Annotated in this window: 18 protein-coding genes, 1 tRNA gene and 1 pseudogene; 12 read left to right on the forward strand and 8 right to left on the reverse strand. The window is 66.6% G+C overall.

The window, feature by feature from the left end; all coding sequences use genetic code 11:
* Window positions 1-4: 4 nt before the first annotated feature.
* Window positions 5-1903, reverse strand: a complete 1899-nt coding sequence (gene htpG / locus BFF94_RS18000) for a molecular chaperone HtpG (RefSeq protein ID WP_128847795.1) — start codon at window positions 1901-1903, stop codon at window positions 5-7.
* Between the two features lie 158 nt (window positions 1904-2061).
* Entirely contained in the window at window positions 2062-3522 is a 1461-nt protein-coding gene (locus tag BFF94_RS18005; protein WP_128847797.1) for an aminotransferase-like domain-containing protein, read from the reverse strand.
* A gap of 230 nt (window positions 3523-3752) precedes the next feature.
* Between BFF94_RS18005 and BFF94_RS18010 the strand changes: the two genes are divergently transcribed.
* The 7 genes from BFF94_RS18010 to BFF94_RS18040 all read left to right on the forward strand — a co-directional run bounded on the left by BFF94_RS18010 (window position 3753) and on the right by BFF94_RS18040 (window position 12093).
* Window positions 3753-4445 (forward strand): VOC family protein, encoded by a 693-nt coding sequence (locus BFF94_RS18010; protein WP_219139611.1) that lies wholly within the window; start codon window positions 3753-3755, stop codon window positions 4443-4445.
* Window positions 4446-4497: 52 nt separating this feature from the next.
* Window positions 4498-5406: a DMT family transporter gene (locus tag BFF94_RS18015; RefSeq protein WP_219139612.1), complete on the forward strand. Its 909-nt coding sequence runs from the start codon at window positions 4498-4500 to the stop codon at window positions 5404-5406.
* A 152-nt stretch (window positions 5407-5558) separates the two neighbouring features.
* Window positions 5559-6740 (forward strand): aminotransferase-like domain-containing protein, encoded by a 1182-nt coding sequence (locus tag BFF94_RS18020; protein ID WP_219139613.1) that lies wholly within the window; start codon window positions 5559-5561, stop codon window positions 6738-6740.
* Between the two features lie 42 nt (window positions 6741-6782).
* A complete protein-coding gene (locus BFF94_RS18025; protein ID WP_128847239.1) occupies window positions 6783-7241 on the forward strand; it encodes a RidA family protein in 459 nt (152 codons plus the stop codon).
* 13 nt (window positions 7242-7254) lie between these two features.
* A complete protein-coding gene (locus tag BFF94_RS18030) occupies window positions 7255-8136 on the forward strand; it encodes a PhzF family phenazine biosynthesis protein (RefSeq protein ID WP_219139614.1) in 882 nt (293 codons plus the stop codon).
* Window positions 8137-8353: 217 nt separating this feature from the next.
* Complete coding sequence (locus BFF94_RS18035; protein ID WP_219139615.1) at window positions 8354-10693, forward strand: bifunctional diguanylate cyclase/phosphodiesterase; 2340 nt, start codon at window positions 8354-8356, stop codon at window positions 10691-10693.
* 191 nt (window positions 10694-10884) lie between these two features.
* Entirely contained in the window at window positions 10885-12093 is a 1209-nt protein-coding gene (locus tag BFF94_RS18040) for a chromate transporter (RefSeq protein ID WP_128847247.1), read from the forward strand.
* A 44-nt stretch (window positions 12094-12137) separates the two neighbouring features.
* Here BFF94_RS18040 and BFF94_RS18045 read toward each other — a convergent pair whose 3' ends face one another.
* On the reverse strand, window positions 12138-12584 hold the full coding sequence (locus BFF94_RS18045; RefSeq protein WP_128847250.1) for a multidrug/biocide efflux PACE transporter: 447 nt from the start codon (window positions 12582-12584) through the stop codon (window positions 12138-12140).
* Window positions 12585-12697: 113 nt separating this feature from the next.
* Here BFF94_RS18045 and BFF94_RS18050 point away from each other — a divergent pair, with 113 nt between their 5' ends.
* Entirely contained in the window at window positions 12698-13582 is an 885-nt protein-coding gene (locus BFF94_RS18050; RefSeq protein WP_219139616.1) for a LysR family transcriptional regulator, read from the forward strand.
* 53 nt (window positions 13583-13635) lie between these two features.
* On the opposite strand, the gene BFF94_RS18055 is transcribed toward BFF94_RS18050, so the two are convergent.
* The 5 genes from BFF94_RS18055 to BFF94_RS18075 form a co-directional block, all read right to left on the reverse strand.
* Window positions 13636-14094 carry a CopD family protein gene (locus tag BFF94_RS18055; protein WP_128847253.1) on the reverse strand — a complete coding sequence of 153 codons (459 nt, stop codon included), beginning with the start codon at window positions 14092-14094 and terminating at the stop codon, window positions 13636-13638.
* Between the two features lie 246 nt (window positions 14095-14340).
* On the reverse strand, window positions 14341-16662 hold the full coding sequence (parC, locus tag BFF94_RS18060; protein ID WP_128847255.1) for a DNA topoisomerase IV subunit A: 2322 nt from the start codon (window positions 16660-16662) through the stop codon (window positions 14341-14343).
* 77 nt (window positions 16663-16739) lie between these two features.
* A complete protein-coding gene (locus BFF94_RS18065) occupies window positions 16740-18722 on the reverse strand; it encodes a DNA topoisomerase IV subunit B (protein WP_128847258.1) in 1983 nt (660 codons plus the stop codon).
* A gap of 233 nt (window positions 18723-18955) precedes the next feature.
* Window positions 18956-20905 (reverse strand): ATP-binding cassette domain-containing protein, encoded by a 1950-nt coding sequence (locus tag BFF94_RS18070; protein ID WP_128847261.1) that lies wholly within the window; start codon window positions 20903-20905, stop codon window positions 18956-18958.
* 211 nt (window positions 20906-21116) lie between these two features.
* Window positions 21117-21524, reverse strand: coding sequence for a DUF4399 domain-containing protein (locus tag BFF94_RS18075; protein WP_128847263.1), 408 nt, complete (start codon window positions 21522-21524; stop codon window positions 21117-21119).
* Between the two features lie 199 nt (window positions 21525-21723).
* Between BFF94_RS18075 and BFF94_RS18080 the strand changes: the two genes are divergently transcribed.
* The 4 genes and pseudogenes from BFF94_RS18080 to BFF94_RS18095 all read left to right on the forward strand — a co-directional run bounded on the left by BFF94_RS18080 (window position 21724) and on the right by BFF94_RS18095 (window position 23401).
* Window positions 21724-21906 (forward strand): rubredoxin, encoded by a 183-nt coding sequence (locus tag BFF94_RS18080; RefSeq protein ID WP_128847266.1) that lies wholly within the window; start codon window positions 21724-21726, stop codon window positions 21904-21906.
* Window positions 21907-22052: 146 nt separating this feature from the next.
* Window positions 22053-22127 (forward strand) — tRNA-Arg (locus BFF94_RS18085).
* Between the two features lie 175 nt (window positions 22128-22302).
* Window positions 22303-22532 (forward strand): annotated as a pseudogene (locus tag BFF94_RS38345) (Arm DNA-binding domain-containing protein); the annotation flags it as partial.
* Window positions 22533-22810: 278 nt separating this feature from the next.
* Complete coding sequence (locus BFF94_RS18095; RefSeq protein WP_128847268.1) at window positions 22811-23401, forward strand: helix-turn-helix domain-containing protein; 591 nt, start codon at window positions 22811-22813, stop codon at window positions 23399-23401.
* Window positions 23402-23456: the final 55 nt, after the last annotated feature.

The following is a 23456-nucleotide window of genomic DNA, read 5'->3' on the forward strand; positions in this document are numbered from 1 at the left end:
ACGTTCACGCGGCGCGCGACAGCAGCAGCGCGTTGGTCCGCTTCACGAAGCTCGCCGGATCGTCGAGCATGCCGCCTTCGGCCAGCAGCGCCTGATCGAACAGCAGATGGCACCAGTCGCCGAAATCGGCGCTGTCGGCGTTCAACTGCTTGACGAGCGCGTGCTCGGGGTTGATCTCGAGGATCGGCTGCATCGCCGGCGCGTTCTGGCCGGCCGCCTTCAGCATCCGCTGCAGGTAGCCGCTCATGTCGTTGTCGTCCGCGACGAGGCACGACGGCGAATCGGTCAGGCGGAACGTGACGCGCACTTCCTTCACCTTGTCGCCGAGCGCTTCCTTCATCTTCTCGACGACAGGCTTGACCGCCTCGCCCGCTTGTTCCTGCGCCTTCTTCTCCTCGTCGTTCAGCTCGCCGAGATCGAGATCGCCGCGCGCCACGCTCGCGAGCGGCTTGCCGTCGAATTCCTGCAGGAACGACAGCATCCATTCGTCGACGCGATCGGTCAGCAGCAGCACCTCGACACCCTTCTTGCGGAACACTTCGAGATGCGGGCTGTTCTTCGCGGCCTGCCACGCGTCGCCCGTCACATAGTAGATCTTGGTCTGCTCGGGCTTCATGCGCGACACGTAGTCGGCGAGCGACACGTCCTGTGCATCGGTGTCGCCGTGCGTCGACGCGAAGCGCAGCAGCTTCGCGATGCGCTCGCGGTTCGCGTGATCCTCGCCGAGGCCTTCCTTCAGCACCTGGCCGAACGCGCCCCAGAACGTCTTGTACTTCTCCTTGCCGGCATCCTCTTCCGCGTTCGCGAGCTCTTCGAGCATCGACAGCGCGCGCTTCGTCACGCCTTCGCGGATCGCCTTCACGTCGCGGCTTTCCTGCAGGATCTCGCGCGACACGTTCAGCGGCAGGTCGGCCGAATCGACGACGCCCTTCACGAAGCGCAGGTATTGCGGCAGCAGTTGCTCGGCGTCGTCCATGATGAACACGCGCTTCACGTACAGCTTCAGGCCGCCGCGATAGTCGCGGTTCCACAGGTCGAACGGTGCGTGCGACGGCACGAACAGCAGTTGCGTGTATTCGCTGCGACCCTCGACGCGGTTATGCGTCCACGTGAGCGGATCCTGATGGTCGTGCGCGATGTGCTGGTAGAACTGCGTGTACTGCTCGTCGGTGATGTCGCTCTTCGAGCGCGTCCACAGCGCGCTCGCCTGGTTGACGGTCTCGTCCTCGTCCTTCAGGACCATCTCGCCCTTTTCCTGATCCCATTCTTCCTTCTGCATCAGGATCGGCAGCGCGATGTGGTCGGAGTATTTCTGGATGATCGACTGCAGGCGGTGCGACGACAGCAGCTCGTCCTCGCCTTCGCGCAGGTGCAGCGTGATCGTCGTGCCGCGCTGCGCGCGCTCGATCGCGTCGATCGTGAAATCGCCCTCGCCCGCGCTTTCCCAGCGCACGGCTTCATTCGCCGGCAGGCCCGCGCGGCGCGTCTCGACGGTGATCTTGTCGGCAACGATGAAGCCCGAGTAGAAACCGACGCCGAACTGGCCGATCAGCGCCGCATCCTTCTGCTGGTCGCCGGACAGCTTCGTGAAGAATTCCTTGGTGCCCGAACGCGCGATCGTACCGAGGTTCGCGATCGCCTCGTCGCGGCTCATGCCGATGCCGTTGTCGTCGATCGTGATCGTGCGCGCGGCCTTGTCGTAGCCGATGCGGATGCGCAGGTTCGGATCGTTCTCGTACAGCGCGTTGTCCGCGAGCCCTTCGAAACGCAGCTTGTCGGCCGCGTCGGACGCGTTCGACACCAGTTCGCGCAGGAAGATTTCCTTGTTGCTGTAGAGCGAATGGATCATCAGGTGGAGGAGTTGCTTGACCTCTGCCTGAAAGCTCATCGTTTCGTGTGCCATGGATACTGTTTCCTCTTACTTGAACTGGAAAGGTGTGCCGCAGGCGCCCGGCGCGCGATGCCGGCATGCCCGTGAAGGACGACCGCCTGGCGCATGCGGTTTGCGCGCGTATCTGGGGACGGCGCATGCGATTTCAAGGGCCGGCGTGCCGCGCCGCGTCACGACGCGCGCCGCACGGCCGAGTCGATATAGCCGGCGAGCAGCCCCGGCAGCGCCGGATCGCCGCAGTTCGCGACGTTGAAGCGCATCCACGTCGACGGCGATTGCTGCGGCGAGAACAGGCTGCCCGGCGTCAGCAGAAAGCCGGCCTCGTGCGCGACCGCCGCGAGCGCGTCCGAATCGACGCCCGTGTCGGCCCACAGGAACATCCCGGCCGCCGGCATCGTGAAAAGCCCGAGCCCGGTGCGCTCGAGCATCCGCGCGGTCTTGTCGCGCACGCCATCGAGCCGCGCGCGCAGCCGCTCGACGTGGCGCCGGTAATGCCCTTCCGTCAGGATCTTGTACAGCACGCGCTCGTTGAGCTCGGGCGTCGCCATCCCGACCAGCATCTTCTGGTCGGTGATCGCCTTCGCGATCTCCGGCGCGCACGCGACATAGCCCACCCGCAGGTTCGCCGCGAGCGTCTTCGAATAGCTGCCGAGATAGATCACGCGCTTGAGCTGATCGAGGCTCGCGAGCCGCGTGGCCGGATAGCTCGGCGGGCACAGGTCGCCGTACACGTCGTCCTCGACGACGAGGAAGTCGTACGCCTCCGCGAGCTTCAGGATCCGGAACGCCTGCGCGGCCGACAGCGACGTGCCGGTCGGGTTCTGCAGTACCGAGTTGATCACGAGCATCTTCGGCCGCCACATCTGCACCAGCGTCTCGAGCGCGTCGAGATCGGGGCCCTCCGGCGTGTACGGCATCCCGACGAGCTGCGCGCCCTGCGACGCGAAGCGGCCGAACATCTGGAACCACGCGGGATCGCCGACGATCACCGCATCGCCGGGCCGCATGTAGATCCGCGAGATCAGGTCGATCGCCTGCGTGATCCCCGAGACCAGCACGATCTGTTCGGGCTTCGCACCGATCTCGACTTCGGCGAGGCGCGTCTGCAGTTGCTGGCGCAGCGGCAGGAAGCCCTGCGCGGTGCCGAAGCCGAGCATCTGCGCTCCGGACTGGCGCCCAAGCGCGCGCAGCGCGCCGGTGATCAGCTCGCCGTCGAGCCAGCGGCCCGGCAGGTAGCCGAGGCCGGGGCCTTTTTCCGGGCTGACGGTATGCAGCATGTTGCGCAGCAGCCAGACGACGTCGATCGTGTTGTGCACGGGCGCGGCCTCGGCCACGCGCGCCACGTTGTCGGCCGGCTGCGGGCCGGCGGCCGTGCGCTCGCGCACGTAGAAGCCCGAGCCGCGCCGCGAGTCGAGGTAGCCCTGCGCGACGAGGCGCTCGTACGCCTCGACGACGGTGAAGCGCGACACGCTCTTGTCGAGCGCGAGCTTGCGGATCGACGGCATCCGCATGCCGGGACGGAACACGCGTTCGTCAATACGCCGCCGTGCCCACTGGACGAGCTGGTCGACGAGCGTGAGCGTGGCCGTATCGTGCGGCGCGGGAATCTGGGCGAGTGAGACGGTGGACATGGGCGGCAGCTCCAACTGTACCGAAGGCTATCGCGCCGATTGTACCGTTACTGTGCCGGTAGCGACGATTACAGTTGACCGGAATGGCGACCGTGCGGCCGCCGTTCCGGCGCTGCCGCACCGGGCGCCGCGCCTGCCGGCCTGCGTCGCGGCCCGTGCACCGGCCGGTCCGGCCACCGCCCGGCGCGTCGCCCGCCCACCATGACACTTTCGCTTCCCGACCGACGTTCATGCCAGCCCGTTCCCTGACACTCGACCATCTCGTGATCGCCGCGCGCACACTCGACGACGGCGTGCGCCATGTCGCCGACGCGCTCGGCATCGAACCGGCCGGCGGCGGCCGGCACCCGCTGATGCGGACCCACAATGCGCTGTTCGGCGCATGGGGCGGGCTCTACCTCGAAGTGATCGCGATCGACCCCGACGCGCCCGCCCCGCACGACGGTGCGGAGCCGCCGCGCGCACGGCTGTTCGGGCTCGACGATCCGGCGATGCACGCACGGCTCGCGCAGGGCCCGTTTCTCGCGCACTGGGTCGCGCGCGTCGACCGCCCGCGCCAGCTCGCGCTGTGGCAAAGCCAGTACCCGGCCCGCATTCCGCCCGTCGTCGCGATGCGGCGCGGCGACCTGAGCTGGGGCCTCACGGTGCCCGACGACGGGAGCTTCCCCGCATGGCAGGGTTCGGGCGACGGCCTCGTGCCGTCGCTGATCCAGTGGGACAGCCCGAGCCACCCGGCCGAATCGCTGCCGAGCGACGGCGTCGCGCTGAAGTCGCTCAAGGGCGCCCACCCGCACGCGGATGCGATCCGCCAGCAGCTCGACTGGCTCGGCGCCGCCCACCTGCTCGACCTCGAATCCACCGACGGCCCGCCCGCGCTGGTCGCCGAATTCGACACGTCGCAGGGCACGCGCACGCTGCGCTGACCGCGCGGCCCCGTCGATTACAACAACCCTGCAATACGGAGACACCCAAGACATGAATTCGCGCGAAACCCGGGGCATGCTGCTCGGCTTGATCGGCGTGATGATCTTCAGCCTGACGCTGCCGATGACGCGCATCGTCGTGTCCGAACTCAATCCGCTGCTCAACGGGCTCGGCCGCGCGCTCGCCGCCGCCGTGCCGGCCGGCCTGCTGCTGTGGTGGCGCCGCGAGGCGCTGCCGACCCGCGCGCAACTGAAAAGCCTCGCGATCACGTCGGCCGGCGTGATCATCGCGTATCCGGTGTTCTCCGCCTGGGCGATGAAATCCGTGCCCGCGTCGCACGGCGCGGTCGTCAACGGGCTGCAGCCGCTGTTCGTCGCGCTGTACGCGGCCTGGCTGTCGCACGAGCGGCCGTCGAAGGCGTTCTGGGCCAGCGCGGTGGCGGGCAGCGCGCTCGTGATCGCGTTCGCGCTGCGCGACGGCGGCGGCACCGTGCAGGCCGGCGACGCGCTGATGCTCGTCGCGGTCGGCATCGGCGCGCTCGGCTATGCGGAGGGCGCGCGCCTCGCGCGCCAGATCGGCGGCTGGCAGGTGATCTGCTGGGCGCTCGTCGTGTCCGCGCCGTTCCTCGTGCTGCCGGTCGGCTGGCTCGCCTGGATGCAGCATGCAGCGCACCCGGGCCCGCTTGCGCTGCGCACGTGGCTCGCGTTCGGCTACGTGACCCTCTTTTCGCAATTCATCGGCTTTTTCGCATGGTATGCGGGGCTCGCAATGGGCGGCATCGCGCGCGTGGGCCAGGTGCAACTGCTGCAGATTTTCTTCACGATCGCATTTTCCGCGCTGCTGTTCGGCGAGACGGTCACGTCGTCGACGTGGCTGTTCGCGGCCGCCGTGATCGCCACCGTGATGCTCGGGCGCCGCTCGGCGGTCGCCACGACCGCGCAACCGGCTCGCGCCGGCTGAACAGGTGCGCCATAATGACCGTTTTGCCTGATCGGTTATGCCCACCCGGCCGCGAAGGCTCGATCGCGCTCGCGCACGCCCACCCGGCAGCGTCGAGGCAATCCGCCCGAACGACCTTTCTTGACTGACCACGATATCCGAACGAGGAGACTATGAATCCGAGCGACCTGCACCCGCCGCACTGGCAGCTTTCCGAACGCGCCCGCAAGCTGACGAGCTCTGCGATCCGCGAGATCCTGAAGGTCACGGAACGCCCCGAGGTCATCTCGTTCGCCGGCGGCCTGCCCGCCCCCGCGACGTTCCCGGCCGAGCGCATGCGCGCGGCCGCCGATCGCGTGCTGCGCGACGCGCCGGCCGCCGCGCTCCAGTACAGCGCGACCGAAGGCTACCTGCCGCTGCGCGAGTGGATCGCCGAGCGCTACAGCGTGCGCGTGTCGCAGGTGCTGATCACGACCGGCTCGCAGCAGGCGCTCGACCTGCTCGGCAAGGCGCTCATCGATCCGGGCAGCCCGATCCTCGTCGAAACCCCGACCTACCTCGGCGCGCTGCAATCGTTCTCGCTGTACGAGCCGCACTACGTGCAGGTGCCGACCGACGAGCAGGGCCTGCTGCCGGAAAGCCTCACGCCGGAGCTCACGCAAGGCGCGCGCCTCCTGTACGCGCAGCCGAACTTCCAGAACCCGACCGGCCGCCGCCTGCCCGTCGAGCGCCGCCGCGCGCTCGCCGCGTTCGCGCAGTCGAGCCCGTTCCCGGTGCTGGAAGACGATCCGTACGGCGCGCTGAACTACCGCGGCGAGCCGCTGCCGACGATGCTGTCGATGGCGCCCGACCACGTCGTGCATCTCGGCACGTTCTCGAAGGTGCTCGCGCCCGGCCTGCGGATCGGCTACATCATTGCGCCCGAGGAGCTCCACTTCAAGCTCGTGCAGGCCAAGCAGGCCACCGACCTGCACACGCCGACGCTCACGCAGCGCATCGCGCACGAAGTGATCAAGGACGGTTTCCTCGACGAGCACATCCCGACGATCCGCGAGCTGTACAGCGCGCAATGCGACGCGATGCTCGCGTCGCTCACGCGCCACATGCCGGAAGGCGTCACGTGGAACCGCCCGGAAGGCGGGATGTTCATCTGGGTGAACCTGCCCGCGCAGATCGACAGCATGAAGCTGCTCGCCGCGGCCGTCGACAACCACGTCGCCTTCGTGCCGGGCGCGCCGTTCTTCGCGGAGAACGCGCAGCAGAACACGCTGCGCCTGTCGTTCGTGACGGTGCCGCCCGAGAAGATCGAGGAAGGCGTCGCACGGCTCGGCAAGCTGCTGCGTGAACGCCTCTGATCCCCTTTTTCCTGTCACGACTCTCTACGAGGAATCGAACGCATGGCTAACGTCTACGACAAACTGAAGTCGCTCGGTATCGAGCTCCCGACCGCCGGCGCACCGGCCGCCGCCTACGTGATGAGCGCGCAAAGCGGCAACACGGTCTACCTGTCGGGCCACATCGCGAAGAAGGACGGCAAGGTCTGGGCCGGCAAGCTCGGCGCCGATCTTCAGACGGAAGACGGCAAGGCGGCCGCCCGCTCGATCGCGATCGACCTGCTCGCGACGCTGCACACGCACACCGGCGACCTGAACAAGGTCACGCGCATCGTCAAGCTGATGAGCCTCGTCAACTCGACGCTCGACTTCACCGAACAGCACCTCGTGACGAACGGCGCGTCGGAGCTGATCGCCGAAGTGTTCGGTGACGCGGGCAAGCACGCGCGTTCGGCATTCGGCGTCGCGCAGATCCCGCTCGGCGCGTGCGTCGAGATCGAGCTGATCGCCGAAGTCGCCTAACGGGCGCACCGCGATGTCCGGTCATCTCGTCCGCTTCAAGCAGGTCGACGTGTTCACGTCGGTGCCGTTCAAGGGCAATGCGCTCGCCGTGGTGTTCGACGCCGATTCGCTCGGCGACGACGAGATGCTCGAGATCGCCCGCTGGACGAACCTGTCGGAAACGACTTTCGTGTGCACGCCGACCGATCCGGAAGCCGACTACCGCGTCCGGATCTTCACGCCGGCCGGCGAACTGCCGTTCGCCGGCCACCCGACGCTCGGCACCGCGCACGCGTTCCTGGAAAGCGGCGCGCGGCCGCGCACGCCGGGCCGGCTGATCCAGCAGTGCGGGGTCGGCCGGGTCGCGCTGCGCGAGCAGGCCGACGGCTGGGCGTTCGCCGCGCCGCCGGCCCGCGTCACGCCGCTCGACCGTTCGGACTACGCGGTGCTGGCTGCCGCGTTGCGCAGCGACGCGATCGATCCGGATGCCGAACCGTGCGCGGTCGACAACGGCGCGCCGTGGCTCGTCGTGCGGCTGACGTCGGCCGACGCGTGCATCGGCCTGTCGCCCGACCCCGTCGCGCTGGAAGCGATCACGCACCGCTACGGCACGGACGGCGTCGCGGTCTACGCGCCGCACGCCGAAGGCGGCCCCGCGACGTTCGAAATCCGCTGCCTGATGACGGGCGGCAACTTCGGCGTCGGCGAGGACCCGGTCACGGGCAGCGCCAACGCGGCGCTCGCCGGGCTGCTGACGCGGCAGGAACGCCGCCCCGGCCAGTCGTATACGGCCCGCCAGGGCACGGCGATCGGCCGCGACGGCCGCATCTTCGTCAGCTACGACGAAGACGGCACGACGTGGATCGGCGGCCATGTCGTCACGGTCGTCGACGGCACCTTCCGGTCGCCTGCCTGACATTTCGCGATGTGCGATGGCGCCGGCCCGTCCGGCGCCCCTGCGATTCGCCCAACTATCGCAAAAACGTTCCAGCCAGTAATATCGGGCCTAATCCGCTGTTTCGGAGGTCTGTCCATGATTGCGCATCCCGCGGACGAACAGACGCCGGGGCGACATCAACCATAGCCGACCATCCTGACGGATGGCGCACGCGAGCAGGACGCCGCCCTCTTCGATGAGCTCCGCCCGGTCCAACCACACGCCGCCGACCCGGCCACTTCGCACGCCGCGCAAATCGCGCCGGCGCGCGCTGTTCGCGATCCCGCTGCTCGGGATGCTGGCGCTTGCACTGCTGTGGGCCGTGATCATCGCGCGTCTGTCGGTCGAAAGGGACAGTGCGTACAAGGAGGCGGCAGCGTCCGCGGCGATCCTGTCCTCCGCGCTCGAGCAGCATACCGTCAAGGCGATCCACCAGGTCGACCAGATCACCCGCTTCGTCAAGTTCGAGTTCGAGAAGTCGCCCGCGCGCTTCAACCTCGCGAGCGCCGTCGAGAAAGGCGTCGTGCCGAGCGACACGCTGATCCAGGTGTCGCTCGTCAACGCGAAGGGCATCCTGTTCGCCAACACGGCCGAGCTTCATCCGCAGCCGATCAACCTGTCCGATCGCGAGCACTTCAAGATCCACCTCTCGCACAACGACGACCGCCTCTTCATCAGCAAGCCCGTACTCGGCCGCGTGTCGAGCCACTGGACGCTGCAGATGACGCGGCGCCTGAACAACCCGGACGGCAGCTTCGCGGGCATCGTCGTCGTGTCGGAAGACCCGAGCTACTTCACGAACGACTTCTACAACAACGTGGCGATCGGCAAGGAAGGCGTGATCGCGGTCGTGTCCGACACGGGCACGGTGCTCGCACGGCGCACGGGCTCGCTCAGCAACGCGCCGGGCGCGTTTTCGGCATCGGGCGTGTACCCGATCGCCGAGCGCGTGACGGGCACGATCATCGACCCGATCGACGGCGTGACGCGCATCGTGTCGTACCGCCACCTCGACGGCTACCCGCTCGCGGTGATGGTCGGGCTCTCGCAGACGGAAGAGTTCGCGGACTACGCCCACACGCGCAACGTCTACCTGCTGATGACGAGCTTCATCACGCTCGCGATGCTCGCGTTCTTCGGCGTCGCGACGGGCCTGATCGGCAAGCTGCTCGGCCGCGAGCGCGAAATGACGCAACTCGCGGAATACGACCTGCTCACCGGTCTCGCGAACCGCTATGCGACGCTGCGCGGGCTGCGCAACGACGTGTCGATGCCGGCGAGCCTGTCGCGGCTCGGCCTGCTGTTCATCGATCTCGACAACTTCAAGACCGTCAACGACACGCTCGGCCACAACGCCGGCGACATCGTGCTGCAGATGACCGCGTCGCGCCTGTCCGAAGCGGTCGGCGACGAAGGCTCGCTCGCGCGCATCGGCGGCGACGAGTTCGTCGTCGTGATGAAGGGCGACGACGTCGAGCGGCGCGCGGTGCGGCTCGCGGAAGCGGTCATCCGGATGTTCGGCGAACCGTTCGACGTGCGCGGCAGCTCGTTCGTGCTGCATGCAAGCATCGGCATCGCGCTGCACAGCGTCGCGAACGAAAGCGAGATCGACCTGCTGAAGAAGGCCGACCTCGCGATGTACAGCGCGAAGGATGCCGGCAAGAACTGCTACCAGTTCTATGCGCCGCACCTGTCGCATCGTGCCGACCACCTGATGCGCTGGGAACAGCAATTGCGCGTCGCGCTCGCCGAGGGGCAACTGTTCCTCGCGTACCAGCCGAAGATCGACCTCACGCACCGCCATATCACCGGCTTCGAGGCACTTGCGCGCTGGGATCACCCCGAGCACGGGATCATCTCGGCGAACGAATTCATTTCGATCGCCGAATCAACGGGCCTGATCGTGCCGATCGGCGACTTCGTGATCCGCACCGCGTGCCAGCAGATCGCGCGCTGGCGCGACGAGGGCCACGACACGCTGACGCTCGCGGTCAACATCTCGCCCGTGCAGTTCTGGCGCGGCGACCTGATCGAGACGATCTCGCGCACGCTGCAGGAAACTGGCATCGACGCGAGCCGGCTCGAACTCGAGATCACTGAAACCGCGATGATGGAATATCCGGAACTCGTGTCCGAGAAGATCGTCGCGCTGAAGAAGCTCGGCATCCGGATCGCGCTCGACGATTTCGGCACCGGCTATTCGTCGCTGTCGTACCTGCACCGCTTCTCCGTCGACACGCTGAAGGTCGACCGCTCGTTCGTGCAGGCGATCCCGAACGATCGCAGCGTGTGCGTGATGGTGTCGTCGATCGTGCATCTCGCGCGCTCGCTCGGCCTGACCGTCGTCGTCGAAGGCACGGAAACCGAGGAGCAGATCACGTGGCTGTCCGCGCTCGGCGAGATCGAGGCGCAGGGCTTCCTGTTCTCGCGCCCGGTGCCGGCCGACGCGATTCCCGCGCTGATCGCGCGCTTCGGCGTGCGCGGCGACCATCCGAACGTCGTCGCGCACCGCGCGACGGGCAGCACCGGTGCCTGAGCGCACCGCGGCGGGCATGGCGCGCCGCCGCAATTATTGCGTCTTCCGAACCAATTGTTTAGTTCATTAACTAGCGTTTTCGCGCATGGCAGTGTCATGGTGCGCGGCGGACAATTGGGAGGGCCAACGCATCGGCGGGCAGCCGGTACGTCCATACGAGAGAAATCAGGCCCTGCGCCAACAGCACCATCATGACAACCATCGAAGTCGAAGCGACCACTCGTGTCGAACAGGCACAGGCGTCCCTGTGGGCGTTGTTCAAGGTCGTCGCCAGCATTTCGGCGGTCTCGTGGGGCGGGCTTTCGATGATGGCGCAACTCGAACGCCACTACGTGGAACGGCTGCAGCGCATCGAACCGCATGTATTCGGCGATCTCGTCGCGCTCGCATGGCTCGTGCCGGGCCCCGTCGGCTGCAATGTTGCGGTGCAGGTCGGCCAGACGCTGCACGGCCGCGCCGGCGCGTGGGTCGCCGGCATCGCGAGCGTGCTGCCGTTCTCCATCCTGATGACGCTGTTCGCGATCTTCTACCGCACGCCGCTCGTGCGCTCGCTTGCCGCGCCGATGCTGATCAATCACTTCGGGATGGTGCTCGCCGCGCTGATCGGCGTCACGTGGGTCAAGCAGGTGCGCTCGCTCGCTCGCACGCGGCTCGAACAGTCGATCGCCGCGCTGTCGACGATTCTGCTCGGTTTCGCGCACAATCCAGCCGCTTTCGTCGGCATTCTTTTCGCTGCGTTTGCGGCGGGCTGGCTCATGGGGCCGTCGCAACGCGACGCAGTCGATTTCACGCTGTCCAAACGCGACCGCAACCTGCTCGTGCTGCTCGGCGTGCTCGTCACGCTGTTCGCGATGCCGCTGCCCGGCGATTACCAGGCGACGCTGCTGTGGCCGCGCCTCGCAGGCGCCGGCATGACGCTGTTCGGCGGCGGCTTTTCCGCGCTGCCCGTGCTCAAGACGCTGTTCGTCACGCCGGCAACGGGTATCTCCGATCACGACTTCACGCTTGCGTTCGCACTGTCGCCCGTGGCGCCGGGGCCATTGCTGAATGTCGTGCCGTTTCTCGGCTACCTGACCGACGGCTGGGTCGGCGCGCTGCTCGCCACGGCCGCGCTGTTCATTCCGTCGGGGTGCCTCGTCGTGTTTGCGCAGAACCACCTGTTCCGGCTCAAGCGCCATTCGCGCTTCGAGTACGGGATGCGCCTGCTGCGCGCGGCGACGACGGGGTTTCTCGTCGTCGCCGTCGTGAAGATCCTGCATCGCGAGCCGGCCGACCTCGTTTACTGGCTGACGGGCGCCTTCGCGACGCTGTGCTTCGCGCGCTTCAAGGTGCCCGTCTATGCCGTCTACGGCGCGGTCGCGATTGCGTGCGGCATATGGCTGCTGGCCGCCTCACGCTGACGGGCCGCCGCTGCCCTGCCGGGCTCAACCGGCTCTAACCGTCCTCAACCTGCCTGCACCGCGACCCGGCGTGCCATCCAGCGGGCGCGCAGCGCGTCGTACGCGAGGTTGAAGCAGAACGTGTAAGGCAGGAAGAACAGCACGATGCCGAGGTCGAGCAGCAGCGCCTCGACGAGGCTTACGTTCAGCCACCACGCGGCAACCGGCACCACCATCGCGACGAGGCCGAGCTCGAACACGACCGCATGCGCGATCCGCATGCCGAGCGTGCGCGACAACCCCGCGCGGCGCTCGAAGCGGTCGAACAGCGTATTGAAGGTCATGTTCCACGCCATCGCGATCAGCGACACCATCAACGTCAGCACGCCGACGTGCGACACCGGCATGTCGAGCAACCACGCGCCGATCGGCGCGCACAGCGCGATCGCGACCAGCTCGAACGTCAGTGCATGCAGCAGCCGTTCCGTCACCGTTTTGTTCATCTGTTTCATGATTCCCTCCGATTCGTCTACTTCGTTCATGCCGGCCATTTTGATCGGCTTAACCGTATGAATCCAGTTTGATATCATCGGTTTTACCGATATAACACCGCTAGGAGCACCGCATGCGCCACGCCCCCGAAGCCCTGCTCGCGTTCGCCGAAGCCGCGCTGCTCGGTTCGTTCACGGCCGCCGCGCGCAAGCTCGGCAAGCGCCAGTCGACCGTGTCGGAGGCGATCGCGAACCTCGAGATCGATCTCGGCGTGCAGTTGTTCGACCGCTCGACGCGCGCGCCGACGCTGACCGATGCCGGACGTGCGCTGCTGCCACAGGTACAGCGCACGCTCGAGGCCGGCGCGGCAATCGACCGCACGGCCGCGCGGCTCGCGCGCGGCGAGGAAGCGCGGCTGACGCTCGTCGTGTCAGATACCTACCAGTCGAAGCGCTACGAGGAAACGCTGATGGCGCTCGAACGGCGCTTTCCGGCGCTCGAGCTCGAATGCCAGATCGCCGAGCACGAGGACGTGCTCGACCTGATCCAGCAGGGTCGCGCGCAGCTCGGGCTGATGGCCGCGCGCGCGGCCTACCCGGCCGATATCGGCGCGGCGACGGTGGCGGAGGAATCGGAGATCGGGCTGTTCGTCGGATGCACGCACGCGCTCGCCGAATACGGCGACGCCGAAGTGCCGCACGCGGCGCTGCGCGACGTGCGCGAGCTGCGCCTCAATACCTATGTGAAAACGGAAGGCCGCAGCGCCGACGACCGGATCGTCGTCGGCACGCAGCACTGGCTGGCGCCGAGCTACCTGATGCTGCTGGAGATGGCCGTGCTGGGGTTCGGCTGGGCAGAACTGCCGCGCTGGATGGTCGACCACTTCGCGCGCGATCGCCTGTGCGAACTGCGGGCGCGCGGCTGGCCGCGCCGCGTGCGGGTGGATGCCGTATGGTCGCGCAACCGGCCGCTCGGCCCCGCCGGCTCATGGCTGCTCGACGCGATGCTGGCCGCGTAGCGACGCGTGCCGACGCGCCGGCGGCCGGGTGCCGGCCGGCCGACGCAGGAAGGTCAGAAACCGCGCGACAACACGGCCGCGCCGATCGTGACGACACCGAGCACGAGATTCACGACGACGAGCAGGCGCACCGCGTTCACCGCGCGCGCGCCGTCCGGCCAGTTCTGCGCCTGCACCGCGCGGCGGATGCGCGGGAACAACGCGAACCGGATGTGCCCGAAGATCAGCATCATCACGACGCCGAGCCCGGCCATCGCGTGCAGCGACCACGTCGCGTGCGCGCCGCCGAATTCCACGAGCAGGAAGCCGCCGGACAGCAGGATCACGATCACGGAACCCGATACCCAGTTGAAGAAGCGGCCGAACACGCCTTCGATCAGCGGCAATCGAAGCTGCGGCGACAGGTCGGACAGCGCCGGTCGCAGGCAAAAGTGCGCGAAGACCATCCCGCCCACCCACACGGCGACGGCCAGCAGATGAAGAAACAGCGCGACGGCAACAGCGTGGGACATGACGGCAATCCTGTGATGGGTTGGGTGCAGCGAACGGCCGCGTCGCACGCGGCATCAAGCGACGTTCGACCGGCCTGTCGCCGCTCGGTTCAGGCCCCAGGCGCGATTTCACAATATTTTGCAAGTTCCGCGTGACAGCGCCACGCTTGCTTACCCCAATCACCGGCTCAAAAGAAAAGGCCGCACGCCCGCCGAAGCGGAGGTGCGGCCTTCGATCGCGGCCGAGCCGGACGATCGTGCGCGGCGTCAGCCGAGCAGCGGACGCAGCTCGTTGACGACCTTGAGCTTCGTATCCGGCGCGCGGCCCTTGCGTGCGCGCTTGCCGATGTGCGGCGCGAGCCCCGCATACGACAGCGTGTCGTCCTGCGCCTTGCCGCCGCGGCCCGTGCCGATCAGCACGACGCCCGCCGGATCGATCGCGAGCGCCTGCACGAGCGTTTCCTTGTCGTCGAGCGCCATCAGGATCACGCCGCGGCCGCCACCGGACAGCGTCTTCATCTCGTCCATCCCGAACACGAGCAGCCGGCCGCCGCTCGACAGGCACGCGACCTGTGTCGCGTTCGGCAGCACGGGCATCGGCGCGAGCGGCACCGCGCCCGCGTCGATCGTCATGAACGCCTTGCCGGCCTTCACGCGGCTCACCATGTCGCCGACCTTCGCGAGGAAGCCGAAGCCGTTGCTCGATGCGAGCAGCAGTTGCTGGTCGGCCGGCGCCGCGTAGTAGTGCATCAGGTGCGAGCCCGATTCGAGCTCGATCAGCGACGTGACCGGCACGCCGTCACCGCGCCCGCCCGGCAGCACCGACACGTCGACCGAGTACACGCGGCCGCTGCTGCCCCACGCGATCAATCGGTCGGGCGTGCGGCACAGGAACGCCGCGTACAGGCCGTCGCCGGCCTTGAACGAGAAGCCGGCCGGGTCGAGCCCGTGGCCCTTCAGCGCCCGCACCCAGCCCTTCTGCGACACGACGACCGTCACCGGCTCGTCAACCACCTTCGCCTCGAACGTCGCGCGCTTTTCCTGCTGGATCAGCGTGCGGCGTTCGTCGCCGTACTGCTTCGCGTCGGCCTCGATCTCCTTGATCATCAGCCGCTTCATCGCGCTTTCGTTCGCGAGCAGTTCCTCGAGCTTCGCCTTCTCGTCGCGCAGCGTTTCGAGTTCCTTCTCGATCTTGATCTTCTCGAGCCGCGCAAGCTGGCGCAGCCGGATTTCGAGGATGTCCTCGGCCTGCCGGTCGGAGAGGCCGAACGCGCTCATCAGCGCGGCCTTCGGCTCGTCCGACTCGCGGATGATGCGGATCACCTCGTCGATATTCAGGAAGACGATCATCCGCCCTTCGAGGATATGGATGCGGTCGTCGACCTTCGCGAGACGATGGCGGCAACGGCGCGTCATCGTCAGTTGGCGGAACTTCACCCATTCGTCGAGGATCGTCAGCAGGCCCTTCTGGCCCGGCCGGCCGTCTGCGCCGATCATCACGAGGTTCAGCGTCGCGTTCGATTCGAGGCTCGTGTACGCGAGCAGCGTGTTCACGAATTCCGTCTGGTCGATCGTGCGCGACTTCGGCTCGAACACCAGCCGCACCGCGGCTTCCTTGCCCGACTCGTCGCGCACCGCGTCGAGCAGGTCGAGCATCGCCTTCTTCGTGTTGAGCTGCTCGGGCGTCAGCGTCTTCTTGCCGAGCTTGAGCTTCGGGTTGGTCAGCTCCTCGATTTCCTCGAGCACCTTCTGGCCCGACGTGCTCGGCGGAAGCTCGGTGACGACGAGCTGCCACTGGCCGCGCGCGAGATCCTCGATCTTCCATTTCGCGCGTACCTTCAGGCTGCCGCGGCCGGTTTCGTACGCCGCCGCGATTTCCGTGTCGCTCGAGATGATCTGGCCGCCGCCCGGAAAATCCGGGCCGGGGATCAGGTTCATCAGCTCCGCGTGCGTGAGCTTCGGATTGCGGATCAGCGCGACCGCCGCGGCCGCGACCTCACGCAGGTTGTGCGACGGGATTTCGGTGGCGAGACCCACCGCGATGCCCGACGCGCCGTTCAGCAGCACGAACGGCATGCGGCCCGGCAGCGTCTTCGGTTCGTCGAACGAGCCGTCGTAGTTCGGCATGAAATCGACCGTGCCCTGGTCGATCTCGTCGAGCAGCAGCTTCGCGATCGGCGTGAGGCGCGCTTCGGTGTAACGCATCGCCGCCGCGCCGTCGCCGTCGCGCGAGCCGAAGTTGCCCTGCCCGTCGATCAGCGGATAGCGCAGCGAGAAATCCTGCGCGAGACGTACGAGCGCGTCGTACGCCGACTGGTCGCCGTGCGGATGGTATTTGCCGAGCACGTCGCCGACCACGCGCGCCGACTTCACCGGCTTCGCGTCCGGGCCGAGGCCCATTTCGTTCATCGCGAACAGAATCCGGCGCTGCACCGGCTTCTGGCCGTCGCACACGTCGGGCAGCGCGCGGCTCTTCACGACGCTGACCGCGTAGCTGAGATACGCCTGCTCCGCGTAGTTGCCGAGCGTCAGCGCTTCGGCATCCGGTGCGTCGGAGCCGGCGAAGAGATCGGAAGTGTTGTCGTCCATCTGAATTCCGTATTCGTAAGTGGCATGAGGCCGGGCCGGGCGTCAGGCCCGGCCGCGCGGGCGCTTGTTGAGTCCGCTTAGATATCCGCTTCGACGTCGTTGCCCTTTTCCTCGAGCCAGCCGCGCCGCGCGGCTGCCTCGCCCTTGCCCATCAGCATCGTCATCCGCGCGACGGTCGCCTCGTAGTCGAGTTCGCCGAGCTTCACCGGCATCAGGCGGCGCGTGTCGGGGTTCATCGTCGTGTCCCACAGCTGCTCGGCGCTCATTTCGCCGAGACCCTTGAAGCGGCTGATGCTCCACTGCGTCTCGCGCACGCCGTCCTTGCGCAGCTTGTCGAGGATCGCCTCGAGCTCGCCGTCGTCGAGCGCATAGAGCTTCTGCGCGGCCTTCTTGCCGCGCGCGGGCGCGTCGACGCGGAACAGTGGCGGCCGCGCGACGCACACATGGCCGCGCTCGATCAACTGCGGGAAATGCTTGAAGAACAGCGTGAGCAGCAGCACCTGGATGTGCGAGCCGTCGACGTCCGCGTCCGACAGGATGCAGATCTTGCCGTAGCGCAGGTTCGACAGGTCGACGCTTTCGTCCGGGTTGTGCGGATCGACGCCGATCGCGACCGAGATGTCGTGCACCTCGTTGTTCGCGAACAGGCGGTCACGCTCGGTTTCCCACGTGTTCAGCACCTTGCCGCGCAGCGGCAGGATCGCCTGGTATTCCTTGTCGCGGCCCATCTTCGCGGAGCCGCCCGCCGAGTCGCCCTCGACCAGGAACAGCTCGTTGCGTGCAATGTCTTCGGTCTCGCAATCGGTCAGCTTGCCGGGCAGCACCGCGACGCCCGAGCTCTTGCGCTTCTCGACCTTCTGGCCGGCGCGCGTGCGCGCCTGCGCCTGCTTGATCACGAGTTCGGCGAGCTTCTTGCCGTGCTCGACATGCTGGTTCAGCCACAATTCGAGCGCGGGACGCGAGAACGACGACACGAGCTTCACCGCGTCGCGGCTGTTCAGGCGTTCCTTGATCTGCCCCTGGAACTGCGGATCGAGCACCTTCGCGGACAGCACGAACGACACGCGCGCGAATACGTCTTCCGCGAGCAGCTTCACGCCCTTCGGCTGCAGGTTGTGCAGTTCGACGAAGCTCTTCACTGCCTGGTACAGGCCGTCGCGCAGGCCCGACTCGTGCGTGCCGCCGGCCGGCGTCGGGATCAGGTTCACGTACGACTCGCGCACGAGCGAGCCTTCCTCGCTCCATGCGACGACCCACGACGCGCCCTCGCCCTCGGCGAAGGTATCGTCACCCGAGCGCGAATCGGCGAAACGCTCGCCTTCGAACAGCGGGATCAGCAGCTCGCTGCCGTTCATTTCGTCGAGCAGGTAGCCGCGCAGGCCGTCTTCATATTTCCACGTCTGGCGCTCGCCCGTCTTTTCGTTGACGAGCACGACCTCGACGCCCGGCAGCAGCACAGCCTTCGAGCGCAGCAGGCGCTGCAGCTCGCCGAGCGGCAGGTTCGGCGAATCGAAGTACTTCGGATTCGGCCACACCTGCACGCGCGTGCCGGATTTCTTCTCGCCGCGGCCCGCGCTCTGCGTCGCGAGCGGCTTGACCACGTCGCCTTCCGCGAAGCCGAGCTCGGCAATCTTGCCGTCGCGCCAGACCGTCACGTCGAGGCGCGTCGCGAGCGCGTTCGTCACCGACACGCCGACGCCGTGCAGGCCGCCCGAGAACGTATACGCGCCGCCCGCGGCCTTGTCGAACTTGCCGCCCGCATGCAGACGCGTGAACACGATCTCGACGACCGGCACGCGTTCTTCGGGATGCATGCCGAACGGAATGCCGCGGCCGTCGTCTTCGACCGAGACCGACTGATCGGCGTGCAGCGTGACCGTGATCTGCTTGCCGTAGCCGCCGAGCGCCTCGTCGGACGCGTTGTCGATGACTTCCTGGATGATGTGCAGCGGATTCTCGGTACGGGTGTACATGCCGGGCCGCTGCTTGACCGGCTCGAGACCCTTGAGCACCTTGATCGATGCTTCGCTATAGGCCGCGCTGGGTTTCTTCGTTGACATAGGCGCTGAATTTCGTCATTCATCGGGACGTTGTCCACACCTCGTGTGGATAACATCGTGGACAAAACGTTGAGTTCCGTAAAAAAGCGAATCGAAACAACGGTGTGCTTGGACTGCTCCGAAAGCGGGCGCGCGGCTTGCGCCGTGCGGCCCGGGACGCGCGGTATTCTACTGGTTCCGCGTGGCGCGCCAATTGCGGGATCGCGCGCGGCCGCCGCCGGCCGCGCAATGCATCACGCCGGCTTGCGCTTCGCCTCGAGCGTTTCCCACCGTTCGAGCGCGGCGAGCAGCTCGTCGTCGATCGCCGCGAACCGCTCGGTCAGGCGCGTGCCTTCCTGCGGATCCTTCGCGAAAATCGAACCGTCCTCGAGCTTTGCATTGATCGTCTTCTGCTCCTCTTCGAGCGCGGCGATCTTCTCCGGCAGCGAGTCGAGCTCGCGCTGCTCGTTGAACGACAGCTTCGCCGTGCGCTGCGTATTGCGGCCGGCCGCGCTCTTCGCCGGCTCGTCCTTGGCCGGCACGGCTTCCTTCACCGCACGCTTCGCGGCTTCCTGCTGCGCGAGCTGCTGCGAACGCGCGCTCTGGATCTGCCAGTCGGTGAAACCGCCGACGTATTCGCGCCACTTGCCGTCGCCTTCGGATGCGATCACCGAGGTCGCGACGTTGTCGAGGAACGCGCGATCGTGGCTCACGAGCAGCACCGTGCCGTCGTAATCGGCCAGCAGCTCCTCGAGCAGTTCGAGCGTCGGGATGTCGAGGTCGTTGGTCGGTTCGTCGAGCACCAGCACGTTGGCCGGGCGCGCGAACAGGCGCGCGAGCAGCAGCCGGTTGCGCTCGCCGCCCGACAGCGACTTCACCGGCGAACGCGCGCGTTCCGGCGCGAACAGGAAATCGCCGAGATAGCTCATCACGTGCTTGCGCACGCCGCCGATCTCGACCCATTCGCTGCCGGGGCTGATGGTATCCGCGAGGCTCTTTTCCTGGTCGAGCTGCGCACGCATCTGGTCGAAATACGCGACCTGCAGGTTCGTGCCGGTGCGCACCGTGCCTTCGTCGGGCTTCAGGTCGCCGAGGATCAGCTTGAGCAGCGTGGTCTTGCCCGCGCCGTTCGGGCCGACGAAGCCGATCTTGTCGCCGCGCATGACCGTCGTCGAGAAGCAGTCGATGACGGTTCGGCCGCCATAGCGCTTCGTCACGTCGGTCAGCTCCGCGACGATCTTGCCGGACTTCTCGCCTTGCGCGACGTCGAGCTTCACGTTGCCCTGCGCGTTGCGGCGATCCGCACGCTCGTGACGCATCTGCTCGAGCCGCGCGATACGGCCGACGCTGCGCGTGCGGCGCGCCTCGACCCCCTTGCGGATCCACACTTCTTCCTGCGCGAGCAGCTTGTCGAACTTGTCGTTTTCCACGCGCTCGACTTCGAGCTGCTGCGCCTTGCGCGTCTGGTACGCGGAGAAATTGCCCGGGTACGACAGCAGCCGGCCGCGATCGAGATCGACGATGCGCGTCGCGACGCGGTCGAGGAACGCGCGGTCGTGGGTAATGAACAGCAGGCCCGCGCGCTGCGACACGAGCAGTTCCTCCAGCCAGCGGATGCCGTCGAAATCGAGGTGGTTGGTCGGTTCGTCGAGCAGCAGCACATCGGGCTGCAGCACCAGCGCGCGCGCCAGCGCGACGCGCTTCTGCATCCCGCCCGACAGCGCGTCGACGCGCGCGTCGACATCCGGCAGGCCGATCTGCGCGAGCGTCATCGACACGCGCGTGCGCCAGTTCCACGCATCGTGCGTGTCGAGCGACGACTGCAGCGCGTTCATCCGCGCGAGCAGCGTGTCGTGCTCGGCGCCTTCCGGCGTCTCCGCGAGACGATGCGCGATCGACTCGTATTCTTCGAGCAGTTCGCGCGTATGCGTGAGCCCCGACGCGACCGCGTCGAACACGGTCGCGCCGCGCTCGAACTCGGGTTCCTGCGGCACATAGATGGTCACGAGCTCCTGCTGGCGCGTGACCAGCCCGTCGTCGGGCTTCGCGAGCCCGGCGACGATCTTCAGCAGCGACGACTTGCCCGCACCGTTGCGGCCGATCAGGCCGACGCGCTCGCCGGCTTCCAGCGAGAAATCCGCGTGATCGAGCAACGCGACGTGACCGAACGCGAGTTGCGCGTCGGTAATGGAATAGAGCGACATGGGGAGACGGCGAAGAGAGGAATCGGAAGCGCCCATTGTACCGGTCGCGGGCGTCGCCACCGGCATGGCCGGACGGATAATGCCGCAAGACCGGCCGCGCCGGCCGGTTGCCGGCCGATTGCCGGCCGCCGCGCGCGGACGGCGGGCAACCGGTGGCGGGCGGGCGCGCCGTCGAAACAACGGCCTGAGCCGCCCGCGCGGGTGTGTCCGTTTACTTGACGTTGACGGTGATGGTCCGGCTCAGTTCGGGGCCGTACGACCGATGCATGCCGTCGCCGAACTGCAGCGTCAGCGTATGCTGGCCCGGCGGCAGCCTGATGTCGGTTTCGGTCTGCGGCTTGCCGAAGTGCAGCGAACGTTCGCTTGCGGGAATCACCTCGCCCTTCGGGATCGGCCGGCCGTCGATCAGCAAATGGTGATGACCGGTGTTCGGCGTCATGTCGCCGGCCGGCCGAAGCTCCATGTCGCCTTGCAGACCGAACTTCACGTGCACCGGGTTCGACACCGTCGCACCGTCCGACGGCGCTTCGAAATACACGTGCGCCTCGGCCCGCGCGATCGTCGATACGGCCATCGCCGCCACGCACACCGCGCCTGCGATCCACTTTCTGTTCAGCATCGCATTCTCCTTATGATTGGACAGCCCGGGAAGCATACACCGCACGCACAGCGTGCGTGTTTCGGCTGCATTGTTCGCGATGCGTACGTTTAAAGCGACGTTACGGAGGCATTCGACGAAATTCCGGTACCATTGCGCCTTTCGTCCGCCGGCCAGGCCGCGGACGGCATCACCGAGTTTCCATTATCCCGAACGTCACATGAGCGAAGTAACCGAATACCAGAGCTGGGTCTGCCTGATTTGCGGGTGGGTCTACAACGAAGCGGAAGGGCTGCCCGACGAGGGCATCGCGGCCGGTACCCATTTCGCCGACATTCCCGCCGACTGGCGGTGCCCGCTGTGCGACGTGGGCAAGGAAGATTTCGTCGTCGTCGATTTCTGATTTTCGTTTTCGATCGCGGCCGATCGCGCGATACGCGCGGCAGTGTGCATTCCGCCCCGCCGACGCGCCGCGCGTTTGCTATACTCTGCGCGCTGTCCACACCGCCGTCCGGTTCGCGTTTTTTCGCGCGATTCCCGGACATGGCTCTCCCCGTAGTTCAATGGATAGAACAAGCGCCTCCTAAGCGCTAGATACAGGTTCGATTCCTGTCGGGGGGACCAGAAACTCTCCAAAGTTTCACCAGCTTCGCCACAAGAACCCCGTCACGCTTGGCTGTGCGGGGTTTTTTGTTGCAAACTTCCACCAGCGACCACCAGTGGAAACAACCCCCGATTTGGGGTTGTTTTGGGGGCTTCGCAAAACACCCCCTTCAGACAACCCCCGAGGCACCAGCACATGGCGCTCACCGACCTCAAGGTCCGCACAGGCCTGCGGAGAAACAGCAGAAGCTTTATGACAGCGGCGGACTGCTACTGTTGATCACACCGGCCGGCGGGAAACGATGGATTTTCAAATATCGCATCGACGGCAAAGAAAAGAGCCTGGCGTTTGGCACGTATCCGGACGTATCGCTCGCCGAGGCGCGCGGTCGGCGCGATAGCGCGCGCGAAAAGCTTACACACGGAAACCAGTGGCGCGCCACTGGCGAACTGTGACCCGCAACCCCAGCAATGACAAGGAATCACGATCCCAAATGGTCATCGCGAATATTCGGGCTGGCCGATCGAGCGAAGCCGGGAAAACGGCCGCCGTCGATGCGAGATTCGGCCCTTCGGATGACCGGGGTGCGGCCTGAAACGCTCAAGGTACTTCCTGGAGGGTTCATGAAGTGCGGAAGCGAAGACTCGCGGATTTCGACCAGCGCTGAGTTTTGAAATTTGGGTAACAGGTAACAGATCGTGCGATGAATCAGAGCGAGTTCGCGGCACTCCACGGCGTCAGTCGGAAGACGGTTACGAAGTGGAAGGAGCGCGGCTGGCTTGTGTTTGAGGGCGATGACGTCAACGTCGATGCCTCGAACAAACTGATTAAACGATACCGGCGCGACGGCGTTCCGGATGTTACCCAAAGTGTTACCCAAGCGTCGAAGGGTAACAAGCGCAAGTCTGTTACCCACGCGGCGAAAGAGGTAACACTCGAAGCTGGAGAAAGCGCGGGCGACGCTGCAAATCGAATTTTGTCGAGCGGCGTTGAGCTGCTGAATTTCGACGAAGCGCGCTGTCTTAAAGAGAACTATCTGGGGCTGATGGCTCAGCTCGAGTACGAACGCAAGTCCGGATCGCTCGTCGAACTGGATACCGCATCAGCAGTATTTTTCGAGGAGTCGCGTGCACAGCGAGATGCATGGCTCAACTGGCCGATGAGGGTCGGGCCGATTCTGGCAGCCGAACTCGGGGTCGAGGCCGATCGAGTAACAGAGGCCCTTACCGCGCATGTCCACAAGCAGATTGCCCAACTCGGCGAGCCGGAGGTGCAGTTCAGCAACGTCGATTAAACGAGTCTCCCCGTGCCCGTCCCGATCGGCAACCCACGCAAGCGTAGGACGGGCA

It is taken from the genome of Burkholderia catarinensis (assembly GCF_001883705.2).
Taxonomy (GTDB): Bacteria; Pseudomonadota; Gammaproteobacteria; order Burkholderiales; family Burkholderiaceae; genus Burkholderia; species Burkholderia catarinensis.

Bases quoted from the DNA above. Each gene is read 5' to 3' on its own strand.
- BFF94_RS18005 (WP_128847797.1), bottom strand. From the start codon at position 3,522: ATGTCCACCGTCTCACTCGCCCAGATTCCCGCGCCGCACGATACGGCC.
- BFF94_RS18035 (WP_219139615.1), top strand. From the start codon at position 8,354: ATGAGCTCCGCCCGGTCCAACCACACGCCGCCGACCCGGCCACTTCGC.
- BFF94_RS18015 (WP_219139612.1), top strand. From the start codon at position 4,498: ATGAATTCGCGCGAAACCCGGGGCATGCTGCTCGGCTTGATCGGCGTG.
- BFF94_RS18020 (WP_219139613.1), top strand. From the start codon at position 5,559: ATGAATCCGAGCGACCTGCACCCGCCGCACTGGCAGCTTTCCGAACGC.
- BFF94_RS18050 (WP_219139616.1), top strand. From the start codon at position 12,698: ATGCGCCACGCCCCCGAAGCCCTGCTCGCGTTCGCCGAAGCCGCGCTG.
- parC (WP_128847255.1), bottom strand. From the start codon at position 16,662: ATGGACGACAACACTTCCGATCTCTTCGCCGGCTCCGACGCACCGGAT.
- BFF94_RS18040 (WP_128847247.1), top strand. From the start codon at position 10,885: ATGACAACCATCGAAGTCGAAGCGACCACTCGTGTCGAACAGGCACAG.
- BFF94_RS18030 (WP_219139614.1), top strand. From the start codon at position 7,255: ATGTCCGGTCATCTCGTCCGCTTCAAGCAGGTCGACGTGTTCACGTCG.
- BFF94_RS18075 (WP_128847263.1), bottom strand. From the start codon at position 21,524: ATGCTGAACAGAAAGTGGATCGCAGGCGCGGTGTGCGTGGCGGCGATG.
- BFF94_RS18065 (WP_128847258.1), bottom strand. From the start codon at position 18,722: ATGTCAACGAAGAAACCCAGCGCGGCCTATAGCGAAGCATCGATCAAG.
- BFF94_RS18025 (WP_128847239.1), top strand. From the start codon at position 6,783: ATGGCTAACGTCTACGACAAACTGAAGTCGCTCGGTATCGAGCTCCCG.
- BFF94_RS18080 (WP_128847266.1), top strand. From the start codon at position 21,724: ATGAGCGAAGTAACCGAATACCAGAGCTGGGTCTGCCTGATTTGCGGG.
- BFF94_RS18045 (WP_128847250.1), bottom strand. From the start codon at position 12,584: ATGAAACAGATGAACAAAACGGTGACGGAACGGCTGCTGCATGCACTG.
- BFF94_RS18095 (WP_128847268.1), top strand. From the start codon at position 22,811: ATGAATCAGAGCGAGTTCGCGGCACTCCACGGCGTCAGTCGGAAGACG.
- BFF94_RS18055 (WP_128847253.1), bottom strand. From the start codon at position 14,094: ATGTCCCACGCTGTTGCCGTCGCGCTGTTTCTTCATCTGCTGGCCGTC.
- htpG (WP_128847795.1), bottom strand. From the start codon at position 1,903: ATGGCACACGAAACGATGAGCTTTCAGGCAGAGGTCAAGCAACTCCTC.
- BFF94_RS18070 (WP_128847261.1), bottom strand. From the start codon at position 20,905: ATGTCGCTCTATTCCATTACCGACGCGCAACTCGCGTTCGGTCACGTC.
- BFF94_RS18010 (WP_219139611.1), top strand. From the start codon at position 3,753: ATGCCAGCCCGTTCCCTGACACTCGACCATCTCGTGATCGCCGCGCGC.